Annotated in this window: 21 protein-coding genes; 15 read left to right on the forward strand and 6 right to left on the reverse strand. The window is 59.3% G+C overall.

Annotated features, from left to right (window positions below):
- Positions 1-25: 25 nt before the first annotated feature.
- Genes AB4Y87_RS20085 through AB4Y87_RS20095 form a run of 3 tightly spaced genes read right to left on the reverse strand, consistent with a single transcriptional unit; the run spans position 26 to position 2,091 of the window.
- Entirely contained in the window at positions 26-340 is a 315-nt protein-coding gene (locus tag AB4Y87_RS20085; protein ID WP_442006041.1) for a hypothetical protein, read from the reverse strand.
- 28 nt (positions 341-368) lie between these two features.
- Positions 369-1,667 carry a Y-family DNA polymerase gene (locus AB4Y87_RS20090; protein ID WP_442006042.1) on the reverse strand — a complete coding sequence of 433 codons (1,299 nt, stop codon included), beginning with the start codon at positions 1,665-1,667 and terminating at the stop codon, positions 369-371.
- Positions 1,660-2,091, reverse strand: coding sequence for a LexA family protein (locus tag AB4Y87_RS20095; protein ID WP_442006043.1), 432 nt, complete (start codon positions 2,089-2,091; stop codon positions 1,660-1,662). The genes AB4Y87_RS20090 and AB4Y87_RS20095 overlap by 8 nt, the downstream gene beginning before the upstream one ends.
- A 299-nt stretch (positions 2,092-2,390) precedes the next feature.
- On the opposite strand from AB4Y87_RS20095, the gene AB4Y87_RS20100 reads away from it, so the two are divergent.
- The 11 genes from AB4Y87_RS20100 to AB4Y87_RS20150 all read left to right on the forward strand — a co-directional run bounded on the left by AB4Y87_RS20100 (position 2,391) and on the right by AB4Y87_RS20150 (position 14,242).
- The gene (locus AB4Y87_RS20100) at positions 2,391-3,419 is read left to right on the forward strand and encodes an ornithine cyclodeaminase (RefSeq protein ID WP_442006062.1); all 1,029 of its coding nucleotides are present in this window, start codon (positions 2,391-2,393) and stop codon (positions 3,417-3,419) included.
- Between the two features lie 79 nt (positions 3,420-3,498).
- The gene (locus AB4Y87_RS20105; protein WP_442006044.1) at positions 3,499-4,776 is read left to right on the forward strand and encodes an ABC transporter substrate-binding protein; all 1,278 of its coding nucleotides are present in this window, start codon (positions 3,499-3,501) and stop codon (positions 4,774-4,776) included.
- Positions 4,773-5,531, forward strand: a complete 759-nt coding sequence (locus AB4Y87_RS20110; RefSeq protein ID WP_442006045.1) for an ABC transporter ATP-binding protein — start codon at positions 4,773-4,775, stop codon at positions 5,529-5,531. Before AB4Y87_RS20105 ends, AB4Y87_RS20110 begins: the two co-directional genes overlap by 4 nt.
- Positions 5,528-6,307 carry an ABC transporter ATP-binding protein gene (locus AB4Y87_RS20115; RefSeq protein ID WP_442006046.1) on the forward strand — a complete coding sequence of 260 codons (780 nt, stop codon included), beginning with the start codon at positions 5,528-5,530 and terminating at the stop codon, positions 6,305-6,307. Before AB4Y87_RS20110 ends, AB4Y87_RS20115 begins: the two co-directional genes overlap by 4 nt.
- On the forward strand, positions 6,300-7,169 hold the full coding sequence (locus tag AB4Y87_RS20120) for a branched-chain amino acid ABC transporter permease (RefSeq protein ID WP_442006047.1): 870 nt from the start codon (positions 6,300-6,302) through the stop codon (positions 7,167-7,169). Before AB4Y87_RS20115 ends, AB4Y87_RS20120 begins: the two co-directional genes overlap by 8 nt.
- Positions 7,169-8,218, forward strand: coding sequence for a branched-chain amino acid ABC transporter permease (locus tag AB4Y87_RS20125; protein ID WP_442006048.1), 1,050 nt, complete (start codon positions 7,169-7,171; stop codon positions 8,216-8,218). The genes AB4Y87_RS20120 and AB4Y87_RS20125 overlap by 1 nt, the downstream gene beginning before the upstream one ends.
- The gene (locus AB4Y87_RS20130) at positions 8,208-9,602 is read left to right on the forward strand and encodes a M20 family metallopeptidase (protein ID WP_442006049.1); all 1,395 of its coding nucleotides are present in this window, start codon (positions 8,208-8,210) and stop codon (positions 9,600-9,602) included. Before AB4Y87_RS20125 ends, AB4Y87_RS20130 begins: the two co-directional genes overlap by 11 nt.
- Positions 9,599-10,897, forward strand: a complete 1,299-nt coding sequence (locus tag AB4Y87_RS20135; protein WP_442006050.1) for a glutamine synthetase family protein — start codon at positions 9,599-9,601, stop codon at positions 10,895-10,897. The genes AB4Y87_RS20130 and AB4Y87_RS20135 overlap by 4 nt, the downstream gene beginning before the upstream one ends.
- Complete coding sequence (locus AB4Y87_RS20140) at positions 10,887-12,041, forward strand: amidohydrolase family protein (RefSeq protein WP_442006051.1); 1,155 nt, start codon at positions 10,887-10,889, stop codon at positions 12,039-12,041. The genes AB4Y87_RS20135 and AB4Y87_RS20140 overlap by 11 nt, the downstream gene beginning before the upstream one ends.
- A 17-nt stretch (positions 12,042-12,058) precedes the next feature.
- The gene (locus AB4Y87_RS20145) at positions 12,059-13,240 is read left to right on the forward strand and encodes a M20 metallopeptidase family protein (protein ID WP_442006063.1); all 1,182 of its coding nucleotides are present in this window, start codon (positions 12,059-12,061) and stop codon (positions 13,238-13,240) included.
- 108 nt (positions 13,241-13,348) lie between these two features.
- Positions 13,349-14,242: a MurR/RpiR family transcriptional regulator gene (locus AB4Y87_RS20150; protein WP_442006052.1), complete on the forward strand. Its 894-nt coding sequence runs from the start codon at positions 13,349-13,351 to the stop codon at positions 14,240-14,242.
- A 92-nt stretch (positions 14,243-14,334) separates the two neighbouring features.
- Here the strand turns inward: AB4Y87_RS20150 and AB4Y87_RS20155 are convergent, their stop codons facing one another.
- Positions 14,335-14,727, reverse strand: coding sequence for a nuclear transport factor 2 family protein (locus AB4Y87_RS20155; protein WP_442006064.1), 393 nt, complete (start codon positions 14,725-14,727; stop codon positions 14,335-14,337).
- Between the two features lie 217 nt (positions 14,728-14,944).
- On the opposite strand from AB4Y87_RS20155, the gene AB4Y87_RS20160 reads away from it, so the two are divergent.
- Both AB4Y87_RS20160 and AB4Y87_RS20165 read left to right on the forward strand, forming a co-directional pair.
- The gene (locus AB4Y87_RS20160; RefSeq protein ID WP_442006053.1) at positions 14,945-15,325 is read left to right on the forward strand and encodes a DUF7793 family protein; all 381 of its coding nucleotides are present in this window, start codon (positions 14,945-14,947) and stop codon (positions 15,323-15,325) included.
- Positions 15,326-15,484: 159 nt separating this feature from the next.
- Positions 15,485-15,865 (forward strand): DUF7793 family protein, encoded by a 381-nt coding sequence (locus tag AB4Y87_RS20165; protein ID WP_442006054.1) that lies wholly within the window; start codon positions 15,485-15,487, stop codon positions 15,863-15,865.
- Between the two features lie 162 nt (positions 15,866-16,027).
- Here AB4Y87_RS20165 and AB4Y87_RS20170 read toward each other — a convergent pair whose 3' ends face one another.
- Positions 16,028-16,354, reverse strand: coding sequence for a hypothetical protein (locus AB4Y87_RS20170; protein ID WP_442006055.1), 327 nt, complete (start codon positions 16,352-16,354; stop codon positions 16,028-16,030).
- A gap of 123 nt (positions 16,355-16,477) precedes the next feature.
- A complete protein-coding gene (locus AB4Y87_RS20175) occupies positions 16,478-16,951 on the reverse strand; it encodes a hypothetical protein (protein WP_442006056.1) in 474 nt (157 codons plus the stop codon).
- Positions 16,952-17,079: 128 nt separating this feature from the next.
- On the opposite strand from AB4Y87_RS20175, the gene AB4Y87_RS20180 reads away from it, so the two are divergent.
- Entirely contained in the window at positions 17,080-17,472 is a 393-nt protein-coding gene (locus AB4Y87_RS20180; protein WP_442006057.1) for a DUF4259 domain-containing protein, read from the forward strand.
- Between the two features lie 395 nt (positions 17,473-17,867).
- Positions 17,868-19,487: DUF7507 domain-containing protein (locus tag AB4Y87_RS20185; protein WP_442006058.1), on the forward strand; the 1,620-nt coding region annotated here is incomplete at its 3' end.

A 19,487-nucleotide genomic window follows, 5' to 3' on the forward strand; every position in this document is an offset into this window, starting at 1 on the left:
GCAGCGAGTCTTGCACCACTTCGCACTAGCTGATGGACTCGAGTTGCCAGTGTTCAGCCAAGGGCTCCCGCCGCAGCGTGAACGTGTGCAGCTCGGTATGGGCCCCCGAGGATCGGGCCTGCACTTGCCAGTGCTCGACGCTGACCAGGTCGCCGGTGCCGACGGTGACCCGGTACCGGGTTTCCCACCATGCGTCCCTGGTGAACCAGCGGGCTGTGTGGATGTCGGGATCAACCATCCAGATCCGGCCGTCGTGACGGATCGCCAACGGGGTGCCGTCGGGGCTGAACCGGACATCGACGTCATGGCCGGTCGTAGGGGATTCAGGTGCAAGGGTCATGGTGGTGTCCTTTCTTACTTGACGCCGGTCAGGCGGCCTTGACGAGGGGGAGTTCGTCCCAGTGGGTGGTGTACCTGGGGGAGAGCATGTCGCGTTTCATGGACCAGTCCGGTCCGCCTTTGATCCCGGCATGGCCTAGTCCGATGGACCCACGGCCGTATCGTTTGGCCACGTCCTCCAGCAGGGTCCCGATGCCGCGTTCTTCGTGCGGGTTCTCGAACAGTTCCAAGGGTTTCTGGTTCCCGGACGGTCGCAGGTCGGTGACCATGATCCCGGCCCGGACATACTTCACTCCCTCGTGGACCTGGGCGAGGAGCGCGTGGGCTGCCCTGGTCAGCAGCACCGGCTCAGCGGTCGGCATCGGCAGGACCAAACAGACCGAGGGGAAGGACTTTTCGTTCGGGTTGAAGTGCGACGTCGCCGCGAAGGCCGTCAACACTTTCGCTTGCAGGTCGTGTTTGGCCAGCCGCGCGGAGGCCATTTGCGCGTACACGCTCATGACCTGCCGCAACCCCGCAGTAGTGGTGATGGGCGTGGAGAAGGACCGGGAGAAGATCAGCTGGTCCCTCCCGATCCGTTCCTCTTCCATCGGGATGCAGGGTGTTCCCTGCAGTTCCAGGACGGTGCGCATCATGACGATGGAGAACTTGTCTCGGATCGCGACAGGGTTTGCCCGGGTCAGGTCCAGGATGGAGAAGATGCCCATCGCGTTCAGGCGCTTGGTCAATCTGGTGGCCACGCCCCAGATTTCAATCACGGACAGCTTGGCCATCAGCGCTTCGCGCTGCTCGGCCGGGACTGATTCCCAGCGGCAGACACCGTTGAACGCGGGGTTGTTCTTCGCCCATTTGTTGCTCAGCTTCGCAAGGGTTTTCGTCGGCGCAATGCCAACGCAGACCGGTACGCCGACATGGCGCCGGCAGGCGGCTTTCATCTCCCGGCCCAGGGCCAGTAGCTCATCGGGTTCGCCTTTGACGCCAAGGAAGGCCTCATCGATGGAGTAGACCTCCAGCCAGGCTGAGTAGCGGCCCAGGAGTTCCATGACGCGGGAGCTAATGTCTCCGTACAACTCGTAGTTGCTGGATAGGGCCACCAGTCCCCATTCCTTGGCCCGGGGCCTGAGCTTGAACCACGGCTCACCCATGGGAACGCCGAGCTTCTTGGCTTCCGGAGAGCGGGTTACTGCGCAGCCATCGTTGTTGGAGAGCACAACGAGGGGTCTACCCTCCAACGCGGGATTAAAGACACGCTCGGCTGAGGCGTAGAAGCAGTTCACGTCCACGTGCGCTATCTCCTGCATGCGGTGCATGACCGCGGGCTTAGACATAATGCAGACACCGTGTCGCGACGCCCCAGATTGTCAGGTCCGAGAGCGCTGGAACCTTGATATCGGGGAAGTCCGGGTTGTCGGCCTGCAGGATGACACCGTGAGCGGTGATCCTCAGCCGCTTGATGGTCAGCTCGCCATCAAGGACAGCCACGACCACGGAACCGTCCTTGGGTTCCAGTGCGCGGTTGACGATCAGCTCGTCGCCGTCGCTGATTCCGGCCTGCTCCATGGACTGGCCGGTGACCCTGACGATAAAGGTGCTGGTCACGTCCTTGATCAGGTGTTCGTTTAGATCGATCCGCCCGTCAAAGTAGTCCTGGGCTGGCGAGGGGTAGCCCGCTGCCACCGCAACGGGTGCCAGCAACACCTTCACCAGAGAGAGTCCCGCATCTATCACACGGGGGCCAACTATCACGCCCACAACACACCTTTATTCGAATATATGTTCGATAGTTCAGTGTACTGCCGAGCTGCGACATAGTAAGCACCCCACCAAGTTGCAGCGGGTGTCCGTTGATCCGGGAGGTGAGTGACCGGCCGGCTGGAGGTGACCGGCCATGCCGTCGTTGGCTAGGAAGCGCGACACCCGTTCTCGGACCCACGGATTCTGAAAGAAATGTAACAAATCTTGCCAAACTAGTGACTTTGGTTCATTTGTAACGCATCATGGAATCAGCCGTTCCCGAGGACGCGAGCGGCACCAACAAGAAGGGAGCGCAGATGACGCGCTTTGTTGATGTACACAACATGATCAGCTGGGTCAGATCCCAGGGTCCGGAGACGATCATCAAAGATCTGATCCGCTACATGGAGGAAGACTTCCGCCGATGGGCGCGGTTCGATAAGACGCCACGGGTAGCCAGTCATACCCCGTATGGCGTTATAGAACTCATGCCCACCAGCGATCATGAGACTTACGGATTCAAATATGTGAACGGGCACCCTTCCAATCCTGCACGCGGCTACCAAACCGTCACGGCATTCGGCGTCCTCGCAGATGTCCAGAACGGCTATCCAACGTTCCTTGCCGAAATGACGATCCTTACCGCGCTGCGCACCGCCGCCACGTCCGCCATGGTTGCGAAGGCGCTGGCTCGACCGGATTCCAGGGTCATGGCCATGATTGGAACCGGCAGCCAGGCTGAATTCCAGGCACTGGCCATGAGAACGGCTTTGGGCATTGCGAAGCTGCGGGTTTGGGACACCGATCCGGCCGCAGTGCAGAAGTTCATCCGAAACATGGTTCCGCTTGGATTCGAAATAGACATGGCTTCATCTGCTCTGGAAGCCGTTCACGGCGCCGATGTCATCACGACGTGCACGGCAGACAAGGCCCAGGCCACGATCCTCAGCGTTCAGCACATTGCTCCTGGCGTCCATCTCAACGCCATCGGTGGAGATTGCCCCGGAAAGACGGAACTGGATCCGTTGATCCTGGAAATCGGTGACGTCTTTGTCGAGTACGAGAGCCAAACGCGGATCGAAGGCGAAATCCAGCAGATGCCGGCCGATTTCGCCGTTACCGAATTCTGGAAGGTCCTCCTTGGCGCCGCACCCGGGCGCACATCAGAAGATCAAATCACTATCTTCGATTCCGTCGGATTTGCTGTGGAAGACTTCGCAGCCCTGCGTTATGTGCGGGACTCCGTGGATGGTTCCGAGTTCTTTGAAGACATCGACCTCGTTGCCAATCCCGACGATCCCAAAGACCTGTTCGGTCTTGTCGGTGTCTTATCACCGATTGGTTAGGCGACTAACTCCGTCCACCAAATGCTTCCAGCTATGACTCCCAAACCCGGACCAAAATCCCCATCTCCCACGGAGCGCTATGCCCACCTCAATCAAGCCCTACTTACGTTCTTCCCTTCTTCTATCAGCAGCTGCGCTCATGGCCATTTCGATGGTGAGTTGTACCGTTCCCACCGGCGAAGGTGGTGACTCCGGGACATCCGAAGATGCCATCACGCTCGGTCTGTTGGCCCCACTCACAGGTGTGGCTGCTGCCGATGGCAAGCTCATGGAACAGGGTGCACGGCTCGCGGTCGACGAAATCAATGCCAAAGGCGGCATCGATGGCAGGAAGGTTGAACTCAAAGCCCTTGACGTACGGGACCAGAAGTCGGATGCGGTCTCGTCTGCTGTGACGCAACTGACCTCAGACCCCGATGTTGCGGCAGTGGTCACCGGCTACGCCAGCACTACCAACTTCGAAATCGATCAGCTCGCAGAAGCTGGAATTCCTTACCTGCTCAGCGGCAACAGCGCCCAAACGCAGGACATTATTGCCAAGAACCCCGAGAAGTACCCAGGTGTTTGGTCCCTTGCCCCTTCATACGAGGGCTACAGCACTGGAATCCCTGAACAACTGGATGCCTGGAACGCCGATGGCACGTTCCCACTGACTAATCGCAGGGTCTACATCATCTCCAGCGACAACGCATATTCCAATGGCATCGCGTCTGGCCTGGACAAGAACTTCAAGGCAAAAGGCTGGGAGGTGACCGGCCCTGACACTGTTCCCTTTGGGGAAGTGGACGACTGGACGACGCAAATTACCAAAATCCGGCAGGTCGATCCGGCTGTGATCATTAACCTCGACTACTTGACTGCAAATGCATCAAAATTCCTCACTCAATTCCGCCAGAATCCCACGCAGTCATTGGTGTTTTCGCAGTATGCCCCGAGCGTCCCGGAGTTCACTGAGCTTGCAGGGAAGAACGCTGATGGGGTGCTTTACAACCTGCCGTTTGCCCCATTGCCGGCATTGCCGGAAACCAGGGACCTTACCCGGAAGCTTACGGGGGCTTACCAGAACGAACCGAGCCTTTATAGCTATGGCCTTTATGAACAGGTCTATCTGTGGGCCGACGCCGTCAAGGAAGTCGGGGATCCTAAAAAACGAGAGGAAGTGGGAGCTGCATTGGGCAAGCTGGACAAACAAACCACCCTCGGGCGTGTCCATTTTGATCCCACAACCCATCTGGCCGTAGCCGGCAAGGACGGTATCCCGATGACGTACTACCAAATCCAAAACGGCAAACGCCTGAACATCGCTCCCGAAGAGTTCGCCGACGGCAAGTTCCAGAGGCCCGAGTGGATGAAATGAGGATCGCCAAGTCACCTGCCCCCAGCACGTCTACAGGGCACCTCCTGGAAGTACGACGGGTCAGTCGGCGCTTCGGGGGATTCGTGGCCGTGGACAACGTCACGCTCAATGTTGACGAGGGGGAGATTCTGGGGATTGCCGGTCCTAATGGCGCCGGAAAAAGTACTCTCTTCAACCTGATCTCCGGGGTGCCGTTCGGTCCGACGGACGGAGAGGTTGTCTTCGACGGCGTACGGATTGACACGCTTCCCGCGCACCGGATCGCTCGCTCGGGAATGCGTCGAACCTTCCAGTCGGAACAGCTGTTCCGCTCGTTGAGCGTTTCGGACAACATTGCAGTGGCCAACCAGTACCTCGGCGGGCGCCAGCGAAGCAAAGGGGACGTGCAAGCTGCTTTGGAGACCGTCGGAATCACCAGGTACAGGGATGATCGGGCGGCGGACATACCCTTGCTCGCAAAAAAGAAGCTGATGATAGCCAGCGCCCTCGTCTCACAGCCGCGGCTCTTGATGCTGGATGAACCAGCGGGAGGCCTCAACGATGAAGATCAGGCTGAACTGATCCTGCTGTTGCGAGAACTTCAGAAGGGCGGCCTGACACTGCTGATCATTGAGCACGTACTCAGTCTTATCCGCGACCTGGCCAAAAGGATGGTCATCATGTCGGCCGGCGAAGTCCTCGTTGAAGGAACCCCCGACGCCGTTCTTTCGGATCCGCGGGTGATGGAGGCATATCTGGGGAAGGCCGCAGCATGAACACCGATCAGCAGACCGTTAGCCCCCTGCTCCGAGTCAGTGACCTGGAGGCCGGATATGGCCGCCTGCCTGTGGTCCGATCACTGTCCATCGAGGTCCTCCCGGGTGAAGCTCTGGCCCTGTTGGGTCCAAACGGACATGGAAAGACGACCGCCCTGCGCGCCATCTCGGGCTTGGGCAGGATCTCGTCAGGTCAGGTTGTCTTCGATGGTAGCGATATCACCGGGATGCCCGCCTATACGGTAGTCAATCAGGGAATGATGCATGTGCCCCAAGGCAATCAGCTCTTTCCGAGGCTCACCGTCAGGGAGAACCTGGCCTTGGCAGGCGCGATCCCGGCAGCGAGAGGCCAGCGGGAAGAGACTCTGGAAATGGTCCAGGGACTCTTTCCCAAGCTCCAGCAACGCCGAGGACAACTTGTGGGCACGCTGTCAGGAGGCGAACGCCAAATGGTGGCCATCGGAATGGGCCTTATGGCCAAGCCCAAGCTTCTGGTGCTGGATGAACCAACTCTCGGGCTGGCACCCAAGATCCGGTACGAAATCCTTGACACACTCCACGAAGTCCGCCGACTGGGTCTGTCGCTGATAGTCGCCGACGGCGATATTGAGTTCCTCTTCGAACTCACGGACCGTTGGCATCTTGTGGAGCTCGGGCGGATCGCCTCCAGCGGAACCACCGACGTCAAGCCCAGCCACGAGGAAGTCATGGATATGTACGTCGGTTCCCACCCGTCATCCGCTACCAGCGATATTGAAGGAGACAAGCATGTCTGATGCGCTCCTTTCCATCCTGGTCTCAGCCGTCGTACTTGGGTCGCTGTACTCATTGATGGCCAGCGGATTGTCCCTCATCTGGTCCACGCTCGGAGTCTTCAACTACGCTCATGGCGCGCTCCTGCTGCTGGGCGCTTATCTCATCTGGACGTTCTCAGAAAAGGTCGGGCTCCCGGTACTCCTCGCTTTCGCCGCTGCGATTCCCTTGCTGGCCCTACTGGGCATGCTTCTGGACTTAGTCGCCGTGCGACCATTCATCAGCAGGCCAAACGGAACTCTCTTGGTCATGGTTTCGACCCTCGCCATCGCCAACGCAGTCGAAGGCGCGGCACAACTAATCTGGGGACCACAGAACAAGCAGATAAAGTCCGTGAGCAACTCAACATTTGCCTTGGGCGACGTAAGAATCGCAAGCTCCACGCTCATTGCCCTGGGCCTGGCCTTAGTCCTGGTCGTGGGACTGATTACGTTGCTGCGCAAGACGAAGTGGGGCATGTCCGTCCGGGCAGTTGAACAAAACCGGGACATGGCGATGCTCGTTGGAATCAGGCCAGCAAGCATATACGCCGGCGTATTTGCGGTGGCATCAATTCTGGCCTGCGCCGCTGCGTTCGTCTACGGAACGACCACCACTATTACACCCACCAAAGGCTTCGAACCCCTGCTGACTGCCTTTGTCGTCCTGGTGTTTGGCGGGTCGGCCACTTTGTGGGGCACCTTGGTCGGGGCCTTCACCATAGGCCTGTTGGAGGCGGGCACAACGTACTGGCTGGGCCTGCAATGGAGCCCTGTAGCCGTCTTCCTCGTCCTGGTCCTCATCATGCTGGTCCGCCCCCAAGGTCTAGTGAAAGGACGTTCGTGATGAACATTCTTGGATCCCTCAAGCGCTTCGCGATGTGGCCGTTGCTCTTGCTTGCCGCCGCCTTGCTGCCATATGCCGTCATGAGCGGCTCTGCCCGCCTGCTCGCCGCGACAGCGCTCATTTACGCACTGCTCGCTGCCAGCTGGAACCTGACGCTTGGTATCGGCGGTATCTTCAACTTCGCCCACGTTGGCTTCTTCGGTGTCGGTGGCTACACGATGGCCGTCGCCACAGTGACATGGGACATGAATCCATGGCTTGGGCTCATGCTGGCAACCGTTGCCGGTGGGCTGGCTGGTGCCCTGGCCTATGTCCCGGTGATACGCATGCGAGGCATCTACATCGCACTGATCACCTTCGTCTTCGTGCAACTCTGCTACTACCTGGTGTTGGCTGTTCCTGGAATCACCGGCGGATCCAGCGGACTGACAGGCGTACCTGCCCTGAGCGTAGGAGATTTTTCCTTCGCGAAGTATTCGGGATTGGGTTACTTATGGTTGCTCGGCGGCGCAGTGGTCCTGCTCCTGGTTCTGCTCCGGGCCACCCTGCGCAGCCCGTTCGGCAAGAGCCTCATCGCGCTTCGCGACAATGAAAACCTTGCCGTAAGCCGCGGAATAAACCGCATAAGGCAGCATCTCCTGGCCTTCATCCTCAGTGGAGCCGTTGCCGGTGTCACCGGAGCCCTGTATGTCGCATACTTCCGCGTTGCGGACGTCACACTCTTCAGTTTCGGATTCGTCACCCTTGGCTTGAGCATGATCTTCCTCGGCGGTACCGGCCACATCTGGGGTCCGGTCCTGGGGGCATTGATAGTCACCGTCGTCGACCGCCAACTCACGGACCTTGGGCCTGCGCGTGCGATCATCATCGGCGTTGGAACCCTTCTGGTTCTCATTTTCCTTCCACGCGGCATTTCCGGGCTCCTTGAAGATTTATGGACCAGAGCACGGAGGCTACTTCCGGGAAGCCCGAACAAATCCGCCCATAGAGCTCTACGAAATTCCGCACGCCAGACTATGGAAGTCGAGGACACCACGCATGTCCATTGATGCCACTGCACCATCAGAGCAGTACCAGCGAAAGGCGGTCCTGGACGCTGTGGATCGTCTGGCACCCAGGATCGTGCAGTCCGTGGCCGACGCAGTCAGGATCCCGAGCATAAACCCCAAGTATCCAGGTCAGGACTACCAGAAGCTCGTGGGCGGCGAGGGCGAGGTGAGCGCGCTCTTGAACGATCTTTATCGCGAAGCGGGAGCCTCTACGGAACTCGTCACAGTTGAGAAAGGCCGGGACAATGCTTGCGGGCGGATTGCCGGAACGGGCGGTGGCCGCTCGCTGCTGCTCAACGGGCACGTCGATGTTGTGCCGCCCAACCGGGAAGGTCTTTGGGACCACGCGCCGTTCTCCGGGTTGATTACCGATGACGCGGTTCATGGCAGGGGAGCTACGGATAACAAAGCCGGCACAGTCGCCACGGCATACGCTGCCATCGCATTAGCCAGCGCAGGTATCCGGCTTAATGGAGATCTCGTACTGCAGGCGGTCGTCGGAGAAGAAGTCGGTGACCACCTCGCGGGTACAACGGCAGCGTTACAGGCAGGATACGGGGCCGACGCCGCAATCGTCTGCGAACCGTCGAACTTCTCCGACGCAGCCCCCAATCTGGTTCCCACGACGCCGGGCCTGTTGTGGTTCTCCCTGTCTCTTGTCGGCAAAGCTGCGCACTCAGGACTGCGGGGTCTTACTATTCATCCAACCCTCGAAGGCGAAGCTTTGGGCGTCAATACCATCGATAAGTTCTGGATTATTTACCAGGCCCTGCGGCAGTTGGAAGATACTTGGGCGCGGCGCGACAGGCACCCCCTTTTCCAGCCGGGCTACTTCAATCTGTTGCCTGGAGTGATCCGTGGAAACCCGGAGGGCGTCCTGGTACCGTTCTTCCTCGCCGACACGCTCACAGTGGAATACTGCGTCTACCATCATCCTGAGCGAAGCAACGACGAAGTCATCGACGAGATCGAACGAACCGTGCGTCAGGCCTGTGCCAACGATCCGTGGCTGAGCACCCACCGTCCTGAATTCGACTGGAAGCTCCTTTGGCCGCCGTACACCGCCGCGGCCGGCCATGAGCTCATCCCCGCGGTCATGAAGGCCCACAGTGATTCCGTGGGCGGGTTTGACCTGGCCACCCCTCCCAAGCATGAGGGGTTCCTAGGGGTCTGCGATCTCACATGGATGGATGCCCAAGGTATCGGCGGGCTCGTTTACGGTCCTGGGGTTGGGCGAACCGCGCACGCCGAAAACGAGTACGTGCCAATCCACCAGATCATCACCGCAGTAAAGACGTACGCCCTGTCTGCAATGGACTATTGCGGCGTCTCGGCTACTGAATCCAGCATCAATCCACCCACGACCGGCCGGAGGCTCCCGTGAACACCCCCGATATATTCGTTGCAACCTGCGATCTCGCTGGCCAGGTCAAAGGACGAGGCGCACCCGGGGAAGCCTACGGCTCTGTCCTTCGCTCGGGACTGGGCTGGGTGCCGGCCAACCTTGGCATTTCAGCTTTCGGCAGCATCGTGCCTGGCAGCGCCTTCGGTTCAACCGGGGACCTGCGCCTTATGCCGGACGAGGCCACGGAAATCACCGTGGTCGATGGCCCCAATCAGGGCGGACTAAGGATTCTGCTCGCCGACCAAACGCAACCTGACGGAACCGACTGGGACTGCTGTCCCAGGACCTTCCTGCGCCGGGCCATCAGCGACTTTCGAGAGCAAACGGGTCTGCGCGTTATCGCCACTTTCGAACACGAGTTCGTTGTGGAGGGCCTGCCTCAATCGGCTCCGTTTTCCTTGCGCAGGCACCTCCACGCCGATCCGTTCGGAATGGACCTCCTGCGTCTCTTGACGGATTGTGGTCTCGCACCGGAGAACTGGTTGCCTGAATACGGGGCGAACCAGTTTGAAATCACGGTGGAACCGAGCGACCCCCTCACCGCAGCAGACAGGGCGGTGCTCTTGCGCGAATTGGTCCGCGATTTGGCAATCCGACGCGGCCTCAGAGCTTCCTTCGCACCGCTTCAGGAACCGAATGGTACCGGTACCGGCGTCCATGTCCACATTAGTTTGGTCGACGACGGCGGTACTCCGGTTCTGTTCGACGCCACCCGTCCGGGGCGCCTATCCGAAGTCGGATCAAGATTCAGCGCAGGAATCCTGCGTCACGCCGAAGCGCTGACGGCCTGGACAGCCCCAAGCCCGGCTTCCTTCATGCGCCTGGCCCCGGATCGATGGAGCGTAGGGGGAATATTCCTGGCAGAACGAAACAGGGAGGCTCTTCTTCGAATCTGTCCAACCAGTTCCGCAGGTGGATCTGCTCCGGACCATCAGTTCAACCTTGAGTACAGGGCAGCCGATGCAACGGCCAACCCGTGGCTCACGCTTGGTGTCCTCCTCCGGGCCGGGTTGGCCGGAATCGTAGGCGGCGACGAGTACCCCAATCCTTACATCTTCCCTGAGTCGGCCGGCCCGGCTGAATTGAACGACGTACCTCGACTGCCTCATACACTCCAGGACGCACTCCTGGCATTGGAAAAGGACCAGAGCGTGGCGTCGTGGTTCCATCCTGATCTGTTGGCAACGTATTTGGCGGTCAAACGGCATGAGCTCGCCCACGTGGCCACACTCGACGATGCTGCCCGAGTCAAAGCGGTATCTGATGTCTACTAATTCCGTAGAAGATCTCCTGACCACCATCGAGGAAATCCCCTTGGTGGACCACCATGTCCATGGAGCGTTGAAGGATGACGTTGACCGGTCCTCACTGGAGGAACTGCTGACGGAGTCGGACAGGCCCATTCCTGAATGGATGACGCAATTCGATTCGCAGTTGGGATTCGCGATTCGTCGTTGGTGTGCGCCGTTGTTGGGCCTTCCTGCACATGCGAGTGCCGACGCGTACTTTGAACGGCGTGTAGGGCTCGGGACGTCGGAAGTAACCTCACGCCTGCTCAAGTCTGCGGGGATAGGTCATTTCCTGGTCGAGACTGGATATCGCGGTGATCAAATCCATGGCCTTTCGGGGATGGAGCGCATCAGCTCAGCCACGGTAGGTGAGGTTGTCAGACTGGAATCCATAGCGGAGTCTTTGGCGTGGGAAGGCGTATCAGCCGCCGATTTCGCTAACGCCTATACGGCCCGGCTTGCGCTGGCAACCCAGAACGCGGTGGGAGTCAAGAGCATTATTGCCTACCGACATGGGTTCGACTTTGATCCAATCAGGCCGTCCAAAGAAGAAGTGGTGAAGGCGGCTGCTTCCTGGCTCCGTTTGGTAGCAGCCGGCTACTCGCTTCGTGTTTCGGATCCTGTGCTTTTACGCTTCTTTCTCTGGTCCGGCGTCGACCGTGGCCTGCCCATTCAAATGCACACTGGATACGGCGATCCCGACCTGCGTCTGGAGGCCTGCGACCCGTTGCTGCTGGTTCCCTGGTTGAAGCTGATTGAATCGTTGAAGGTGGACGTACTCCTTCTCCACTGCTATCCGTTCCACCGGCATGCAGGCTACCTTGCGCAGGTGTTCCCGCACGTCTACTTCGATGTCGGACTTGGGACCAACTACACAGGCGTTCAGTCTCTGGAACTGATCAAAGAGTCTTTCGAGTTGGCACCGTTCTCCAAAATCCTGTTTTCAACGGACGCATGGGGGCCTCCGGAACTCCATTATCTCGGGGCGCGACTATGGCGCGAAGGAATGGGCAAGGTCCTGGGGGCTTGGGTTCGTGATGGGGACTGGGCTGAGGAGGATGCCATTCGAGTGGTTCACATGGTCGGAAGGGATAACGCGGTGCGCGTCTATGAGCTGGGGGAGAAGTGAACTCTGAACTGTTTGAAGTGCTCAGGAGACGCATTGACCAGGAAATTCCGCATGCAATAGAACTGCGCCACAAATTGCACAGCATGCCGGATTTATCCGGTTCCGAGGGGCCGACCCTGGATCTGGTCTTGAATGCCTTGCCTGGCGACCTGCAACCGAGGTTTGTGGCCGGAACAGGGGCAGTACTGCGAATCGGCGGGCCCGGCAAGGCGATCGCTATCAGGGCTGAGCTGGATGCACTGCCGGCGGTGGAAGATTCCGAAGTCGATTGGGCTTCCCAAAGGCCAGGTGTCATGCACGCCTGTGGGCATGATGTCCATCTGGCTGCCGTCGTTGCCTTGGCGAGGGCTCTCCATTCAACACCCGGTGCAGCTCCTGTGGCACTGGTCTTGCAACCCAGGGAAGAAACGTACCCGTCCGGGGCAAAGGACATCTGCGCAACAGGGATACTGGCGGAGCAAGACGTGCGTGCCACAGTCGCGGCCCATGTTCAGCCGCTGCTACCCGGAGGGACAGTGGCATGCACGCCGGGGGCCGTGAATGCCTCATCGGACGAGTTCATCATCAACATCAGTGGAAGGGGCGGCCACGCTGCCTACCCGCACATTGCAGCGGATCCTGTCCTGGCGCTATCCCACGTAGTGGTCTCTTTGCAAAACATCGTGAGCCGGAACGTGGATCCCATGGACTCGGTGGTGCTCACCATTGCGACCCTTCAGGCTGGTAGCGCGGCCAATGTCATACCGGGGACCGCGGCCGCCCGGGGAACTGTCCGCACCATGGCCACCCCAGTGAGGGAGGAAGTGCTGCGTCGCCTTGCCGAGACAGTGCACCTGGTTGCTGCTGCGCACGGCTGCAGCGGCGAAGTCAGCGTCACCGAAGGCGAACCCGTCCTGGAAAATGATGTGCACATCGTCAAGGCGACTGCCCCTCTACTGCTGGCTCTGGGCTTGGAAGTGGACAGCAATCTCAGGTCGGCAGGCTCCGACGATTTTTCGTATTTTTCGGAAAGGATGCCTTCATTGATGATGTTCGTGGGTACCAGCGGAACCGGGGAACGGCTGCACTCAAGCACTTTCGTGCCCGATGACTCTCACGTCCATGATGTAGCGCATGCACTGCTGGCTGGATACGTTGGCGCCGCCAGGACGTTACTGCCCGCCCACGAGCTGCCCCTGGTCGCTGCTCCAACAAGCTGACGGCAGGCTACTGCTCAAGCCGTTCTGGGTTTCCTGATTGAATGGGGATAAAAGCGGTGGAGTTCATACTAACTTCCAGCTTTGCCGTCTGTGCAAGAAAGGAACGCCATGACGCAGTCCGGACAGTTTGAACAGTCTGAGAACCAATCTGCCCGGTTGACCCTGGCGGACCGAATCCGTCAAATTCAGGGTTCGCTTTCTCCGGCAGAGCACAAGCTGTCCCGTGTGTTCCTCGCCAACTACCCGACTGCAGGGCTCGAGTCCACCATTGAATTTGCCAAGAAAGGAAATGTCAGTGCTCCCACCGTGCTCAGGTTCGTCAGCAGGTTGGGCTTCAACAAGTACCGGGACTTCCAGGATGCCCTACGGGAAGAAGTGCAGGCGCGGCGGGCGTCCCCGCTGACGCTCCAAGGCACAATACGAGTTGATTCAGCGGCCCCGGAACTGGCTCAGTCGGTGGCCGAAACCGCAGTCGAGGGCATCGAGAGCACGGTCGCCTCGCTCCCGGAGCATGAGTTTGACCGGGCCGTTGCTCTTCTATGCAATACGTCACTGAACATTACTTCGATCGGTGGCAGGTTCTCTCACCTGCTGGCCAGTTACTTGGACTTGCACCTTCGCCTGATGCGACCCAACACCGTAGTGCACGCCCAGCATCCGAACAATGACTCCACGTTCATAGCTGACCTCAGCAAACGCGATGTTTGCGTGTTTTTTGATTTTCGCCGCTATCAGAAAGACACCGTTGACCTGGCAAAGGCAGCCCGCGAGAAGGGGGCAAAGATTGTCCTCATCACGGACCCGTGGCTCTCTCCGGTTTCCTTTGTCGCGGACGTCGTTCTGCCGGCGCGGGTGGAGGCAGCAGGTTCGTTCGACAGCATCGTGCCGGCAACGGTGTTGGTGGAAGCCCTCATCGCAGCGGTCCACGTCAAGCTTGGGCCGACGGCCGATGACCGTATGCGCATTTTGGAAGCCGGCCATGGCGCAGTGCTGGCCGACTAAGCTTCATAAACAGGATCGAGTGTTGGGGCTGTGACTATCGGGGTCCTTACCCCCTGGAGTTCTCAATTCTCCGGCTTGGACAATTCCAGAACTCAGGTCCAGAATTCGTCCGCCTTGGCGGTGTCCTCGAAGAACTCCCGGCCCTCGACAACCTTTCCGTCGCGGAGCACGAACACGATGGCTGACGCCACGTCCAAAGTCTTCCCGTTGTTTTCCGCGTGGCTTTGCTGGATCCCCACGGTGTGGTTTTCCCCGCCGACGATGTCCTGGACGTTCGCCTGGAACGACCCCTGGGAGCGAGCGCCCAGCTCGCCAAAGTAGGCCAGGATGGCTTCGCGTCCTTCTTTCTTGCCTGCCAGCACGCCGCTTCCGGCCGCGTACCAGACTGCGTCCTCCGCGAATAGTTCGCCAAGGGTCGCCAAATCCCCAGTGTTGAAGGCCTCGTAGCCGCGCCGAACGAGTTCAGCGTTTTCTGCAGCTCCCATATCGAACACCCCGTCATCCTTGTCGGTATTTTTACAACGGCCTAAGCCTGTTGACCCAACCAGTATCCGCTTCGGTATCCGGACGCTCAAGAGCCGGCGCTCGGTCAGGTCAAGTCATAGGAGCTTCCCGGCGCCCCCAACTTTGGCTGGTCGTTTGGGTGCGCATCTTTAAACAGGCAGTTAGTCTTAGCTCTACAAGACTCTGGGGGAGCAAGAGATGAAACCAATCACCGTCGACGGCGGCAAGGGCACAGTGGAGCTCGACGCCCAAGGAATTCTCTACCTGGTGTGGCAACCGGGGACTGTTCTGGAGGCCGATGACGTACATGCAGCGATGGCAAAGGTCAATGAACTTGCCGCCGGTGCCGAGTACCCGATGCTGATCGACATAGCCAACACTCAAGCAGTGACCCTTCAGGCCAAGTCCGTTTTCAGCGTCAAGTGCGCCGCTTCACGAATTGCCCTGCTTGGCTCAAGCCCACTCAATCGGGTCATTGCCAACTTCGCCATGGCACGGCGGAATCTCCCGTGTCCCACTCGGTATTTCACCTCCCGCGATGACGCGATGTCCTGGCTGCTCCAGGCACCCGTTTCCTGACACCACTGTGCCCATATCCAACGAAATCGGACAAGACTGACCGTCTACGTCCATTCAGAAGCAGCATTTGCGACGAATTGCACGCCTTTGTCCGTTCGTTCCGGTGCGCATATTCAAGCAGGCAGCTAGTCTTAGCTCCACAAGACTCTGGGGGAGTAAATGAAGCCAACAACTGTTGACGGCGGCAAGGGCACAGTTGAACTCGATGCCGAAGAAGTTCTCCAGCTGGTGTGGCATCCGGGGACTGTTCTGGAGGCTGCTGACGTACATGCGGCGATGGCAAAGGTCAATGAACTTGCCGCCGGTGCCGAGTACCCGATGTTGATCGACATAGCGAACACTCAGGCGGTGACCCGTCAGGCCAGGACTGTTTTCAGCGTCAAGTGCGCCGCTTCACGGATTGCCCTGCTTGGCTCAAGTCCGGTCACTCGTGTCATTGCCAACTTTGCTATGGCTCGGCGGACACTCCCTTGTCCTACTCGGTATTTCACCTCCCGCGATGAGGCCATGTCCTGGCTACTCCAGACGACCGTTCCGTAAGGCTGGTGCGGATGGCGGTGGCTTTGCAGCCCTCAGCACCGCTCACTTTGGCCGTTGTATCAGCCTGAACCTCGGCGCCGAGCGCGCGCAGGGCCGGGCTGTTCCCTGCTGCCGTGGAAGAGCAGGGGGGATAGGCAAAGTGTGGAAGCTGGGTAATTGCTCCTACCGACCTTTATTGGCCGACTCTTGGGTATGTTTTCCTTTGCCAGAGGACGGTGTCCCGATGACGGGTAAGGGCGCTGTGTCGAAGAATCGGTACTCCGTGTCCGGAACGCGGATGGTTCCGGCGGCCTCCGCTTTGTCCCGAAGGAAGTCGTGATCATCGCGGGTGAGTACAACCTGCCCGTGCACGTCGTACTCGACGTCCTTGTATGCTTCGTTGCTGATCCTGCTCGATAGGGCTTGGGGCAGAACGAGGCACGCCGGATTCTCCAAGAGCCATGTTCGGGTCTCGGAGTCGAGCCGATTCCATTCGTGTTTAATGCTCATGCCGTGGACGTCCCCTTCTGCCGGGCAATGCTGGGTGGTAGTGAATTCCACTCAGATTACGCCTGCCATTTTGCGGAGGATAGAGCTGTGGGCCACCCGTTTCAGACGTCTCAAGTCCAATTCTCATGCCGAGCCCGCCCTTGAGGAGGCGGCCGCGGCGCAGCAACGAACGCCAGCATACCCACCAGCGCACCTACCAGGGATACGGTCGTGGAGATCGCCAAGGCATCTGCTGAGAACTGTTGAAGCCCAAATGAGAAGGGCAACCCAAATGACAACCCATTGGAACACGTCAACAATGCCGCCCCAGCGCCTTCCGCGGCTTAATCCGATAAGGGCCACGACGGAGAGTCCTGCTATTCCAAGGCCGCCAGCCATGCCGATGAAGAATCCGCGTGTTACGTCATTGTCAGGCTCGACAGGGTATTTTGCGATCACCTCCCGGGACCACACGTACATCCAGATGGCCAGAGCGAGCCCGCCAACGATCATGAGAAAAGTAACGCCCCTGGCAATATAGAGGATCGCAACGGCAACCGACGCCGACGGTGCATCGCTCCGCTGCCCATCGGCCTGCCCGCGCTCCCATTCCCCCATCGGACCAGCCTGCGCGCAATTGATGGAGTTGTCACGCCCAGTCAGCGGATTTCGTCGCAAGCACACGCGATACTGCTTCCAAGGATGAGCTGCCTAAGCGAGCGGCACTAAAAACACGGGAGTTTGCAATGGGAACTTGGTCGCCCGGACCATTCGGAAATGACGAGGCTCTCGATTGGTTTGGGGATCTGCGGGAAGCCCCTGAAGCAATGCCCTTCATTGAAGAGACTTTGACTAACGGCTCGACCGAGAGCATCATTGCCTCCGGCGCGGTTTTGGCCGTGCTGAGCGGACACCTACATACAGACGTTCACCCGAATGTTATCGAATGGTGTGCTGGCCGACCGGCCCCGTCATCCGCCTTGAAACTGGGGGCAGCGGATGCGATCCAGGCGGTCATCGATGACCCGGAAGTTGACGGTCACGATACATGGGCGGAGCTCGGGGAAGATGACGATGACTACATTGGATGGATCGCAAACTTAGAGAGCATTCAGGCTGTCTTGCGCCAATCAGACTGATTCGCCTCCTCGCCCGAGAGCTGTCTCTCAAAAAGTTTCGCATTTTGCGACATGAACTATTCCTATCCTGCACTCCTTTGACTGGAGACCGACCTTGCCGGACGCAATCGGTCAGTCTCCGCAACATATGTTTGGCCGTCGGCTGTGGGGTCTGTCGGTCACTGTTCATTGGAGAGAATCCCTTGAAGTATCTGCTTGGGAAAATTACTGCCTTCGTTACCGTGTTAATGGTCGTTTTTGGCGCACTTTTATTGGGGGTGCTCCACCCGACTGCACCAGCTCACGCTTACGAAGTAGCAACCAACCAGGCGAACGTCACCGGTGGGGCGGCCATTTTGACGATGCCGGGATCCGGTCTCACGGCCACCTATGATCAATCCGGACTGACTGACCTCGTGGGGCAGACAACTATGGGCAGCCGTGGATATGTGGCCTCTGATTTCTCACAAAACATCGGAACCGGGACCCCGGCTCTTGAATTCTCAACCAACGCAGTCAACAATTGCGCGGCAACCGGCCCCTGTAGCGGCTTGGGGACTGTCACCATAGCTTTCAGCCAGCCGGTGCGGAATCCTGTGCTCAACATCGCTGGCCTCGGTGGAAACGTGAACGCGTACGGAAACAAGAAAGGACCTGTCGACAAACAGTCCCAGCTCCATGCCGTGTTGAATCTCGCAACCACGGGGTTGACGATGACCAAGCTTTCCGGCGGAAACCTTAGTGTGTCCGGAAATGCCATTACGGCTACCAACGACAACGCGGGTACCCAGTGCAACACGACAGTCACGAACGACAATCCCCAGCCTGTCAACGCACAAGCGACCGCGGCGTGTGGGTCTGTACGGATCAACGGAATCGTCACCTCTCTGACCTTCAATATCACCGCGGTCTTCGTGCAGACCACCAGCGCGCTTCCGCCGTACACCATCAACGACGTCCAGGATCCGGCCCACAACCAGGACAACTACATTATCGCGATGACCGTCCCGCAGGATTTCGGTGATGCCCCGGCCACTTATGACCAAAGCAACGCGGCCTGGGCTGTTCTGTCGGACGTGACGCTTGGGGCGAACGTCACTGAGGACAACGCGACTGTGGCCAACGGCACCACCTCCCCGAACGCGGGTTCGACGGCGGCCCAGGACCTGATGGACGACGGCGTGACGCTCGCACCGATGACGCAGGGCGCCACGAGCTACTCCACAACCGTGGCGATCAGTGCAGCCAGCAAGACAGGCAGGACCTGCGGCTGGATTGACTTCAACAAGAACGGGAAATTCGACAACCMTGCCGAGCAGGCCTGCGCCTCCTTCGTGGCTGGCGCCACGACCGCGACACTGACCTGGACGGTCCCTGCGGGGGTGACGGCAGGGACGACGTATGCGCGGTTCCGGATCGGTTACACCACCAGTCAGGTCCAATCTCCGACCGGTGCCTCCGATTCCGGTGAAGTGGAAGATTACATCTTCACTGTTGCTCCGGCCGCTGCTCCGGCGATCACGCTGGTGAAGACGGTGAACAAGACCACGCTGGTGGCCGGTGAAACGGCCACGTACACGTTCGTGGCGAAAAACACGGGCAACGTGACGCTCACGTCGGTGGTAATCACGGAGACGCAGTTCTCCGGAACCGGCACGATGTCGGCCCTGTCCTATGCCTGGCCTGGCCTTCCGGGCATTCTTTTGCCCGGGCAGTCCGTGACCGCGACCGCGACATATGTGGTCACGGCGCCGGATGTCACCACGGGGTTGCTGACCAACACGGCGAAGGTCACCGGGAACCCGCCGCTGGGGTTGCCCGTCACGGCGGTCGATGACGCGCAGGTCACCGCACCGGCGGCGTGGAAGATCAAAAAGACCGCCACGGTCAACGGGGGAGTTCCCGCGAACGGGTCCGTCACCCCGGGGCAGACCATCGTGTACACGGTCACGGCCACGAGTATCAGCGGCACCATCACCGGGGTTGTGCTGAAGGACAACCTGGGGGAGGTCCTGGATGACGCGACGTTCGTGTCC

Source organism: Paenarthrobacter sp. RAF54_2, assembly GCF_052113945.1.
GTDB lineage: Bacteria > Actinomycetota > Actinomycetes > Actinomycetales > Micrococcaceae > Arthrobacter.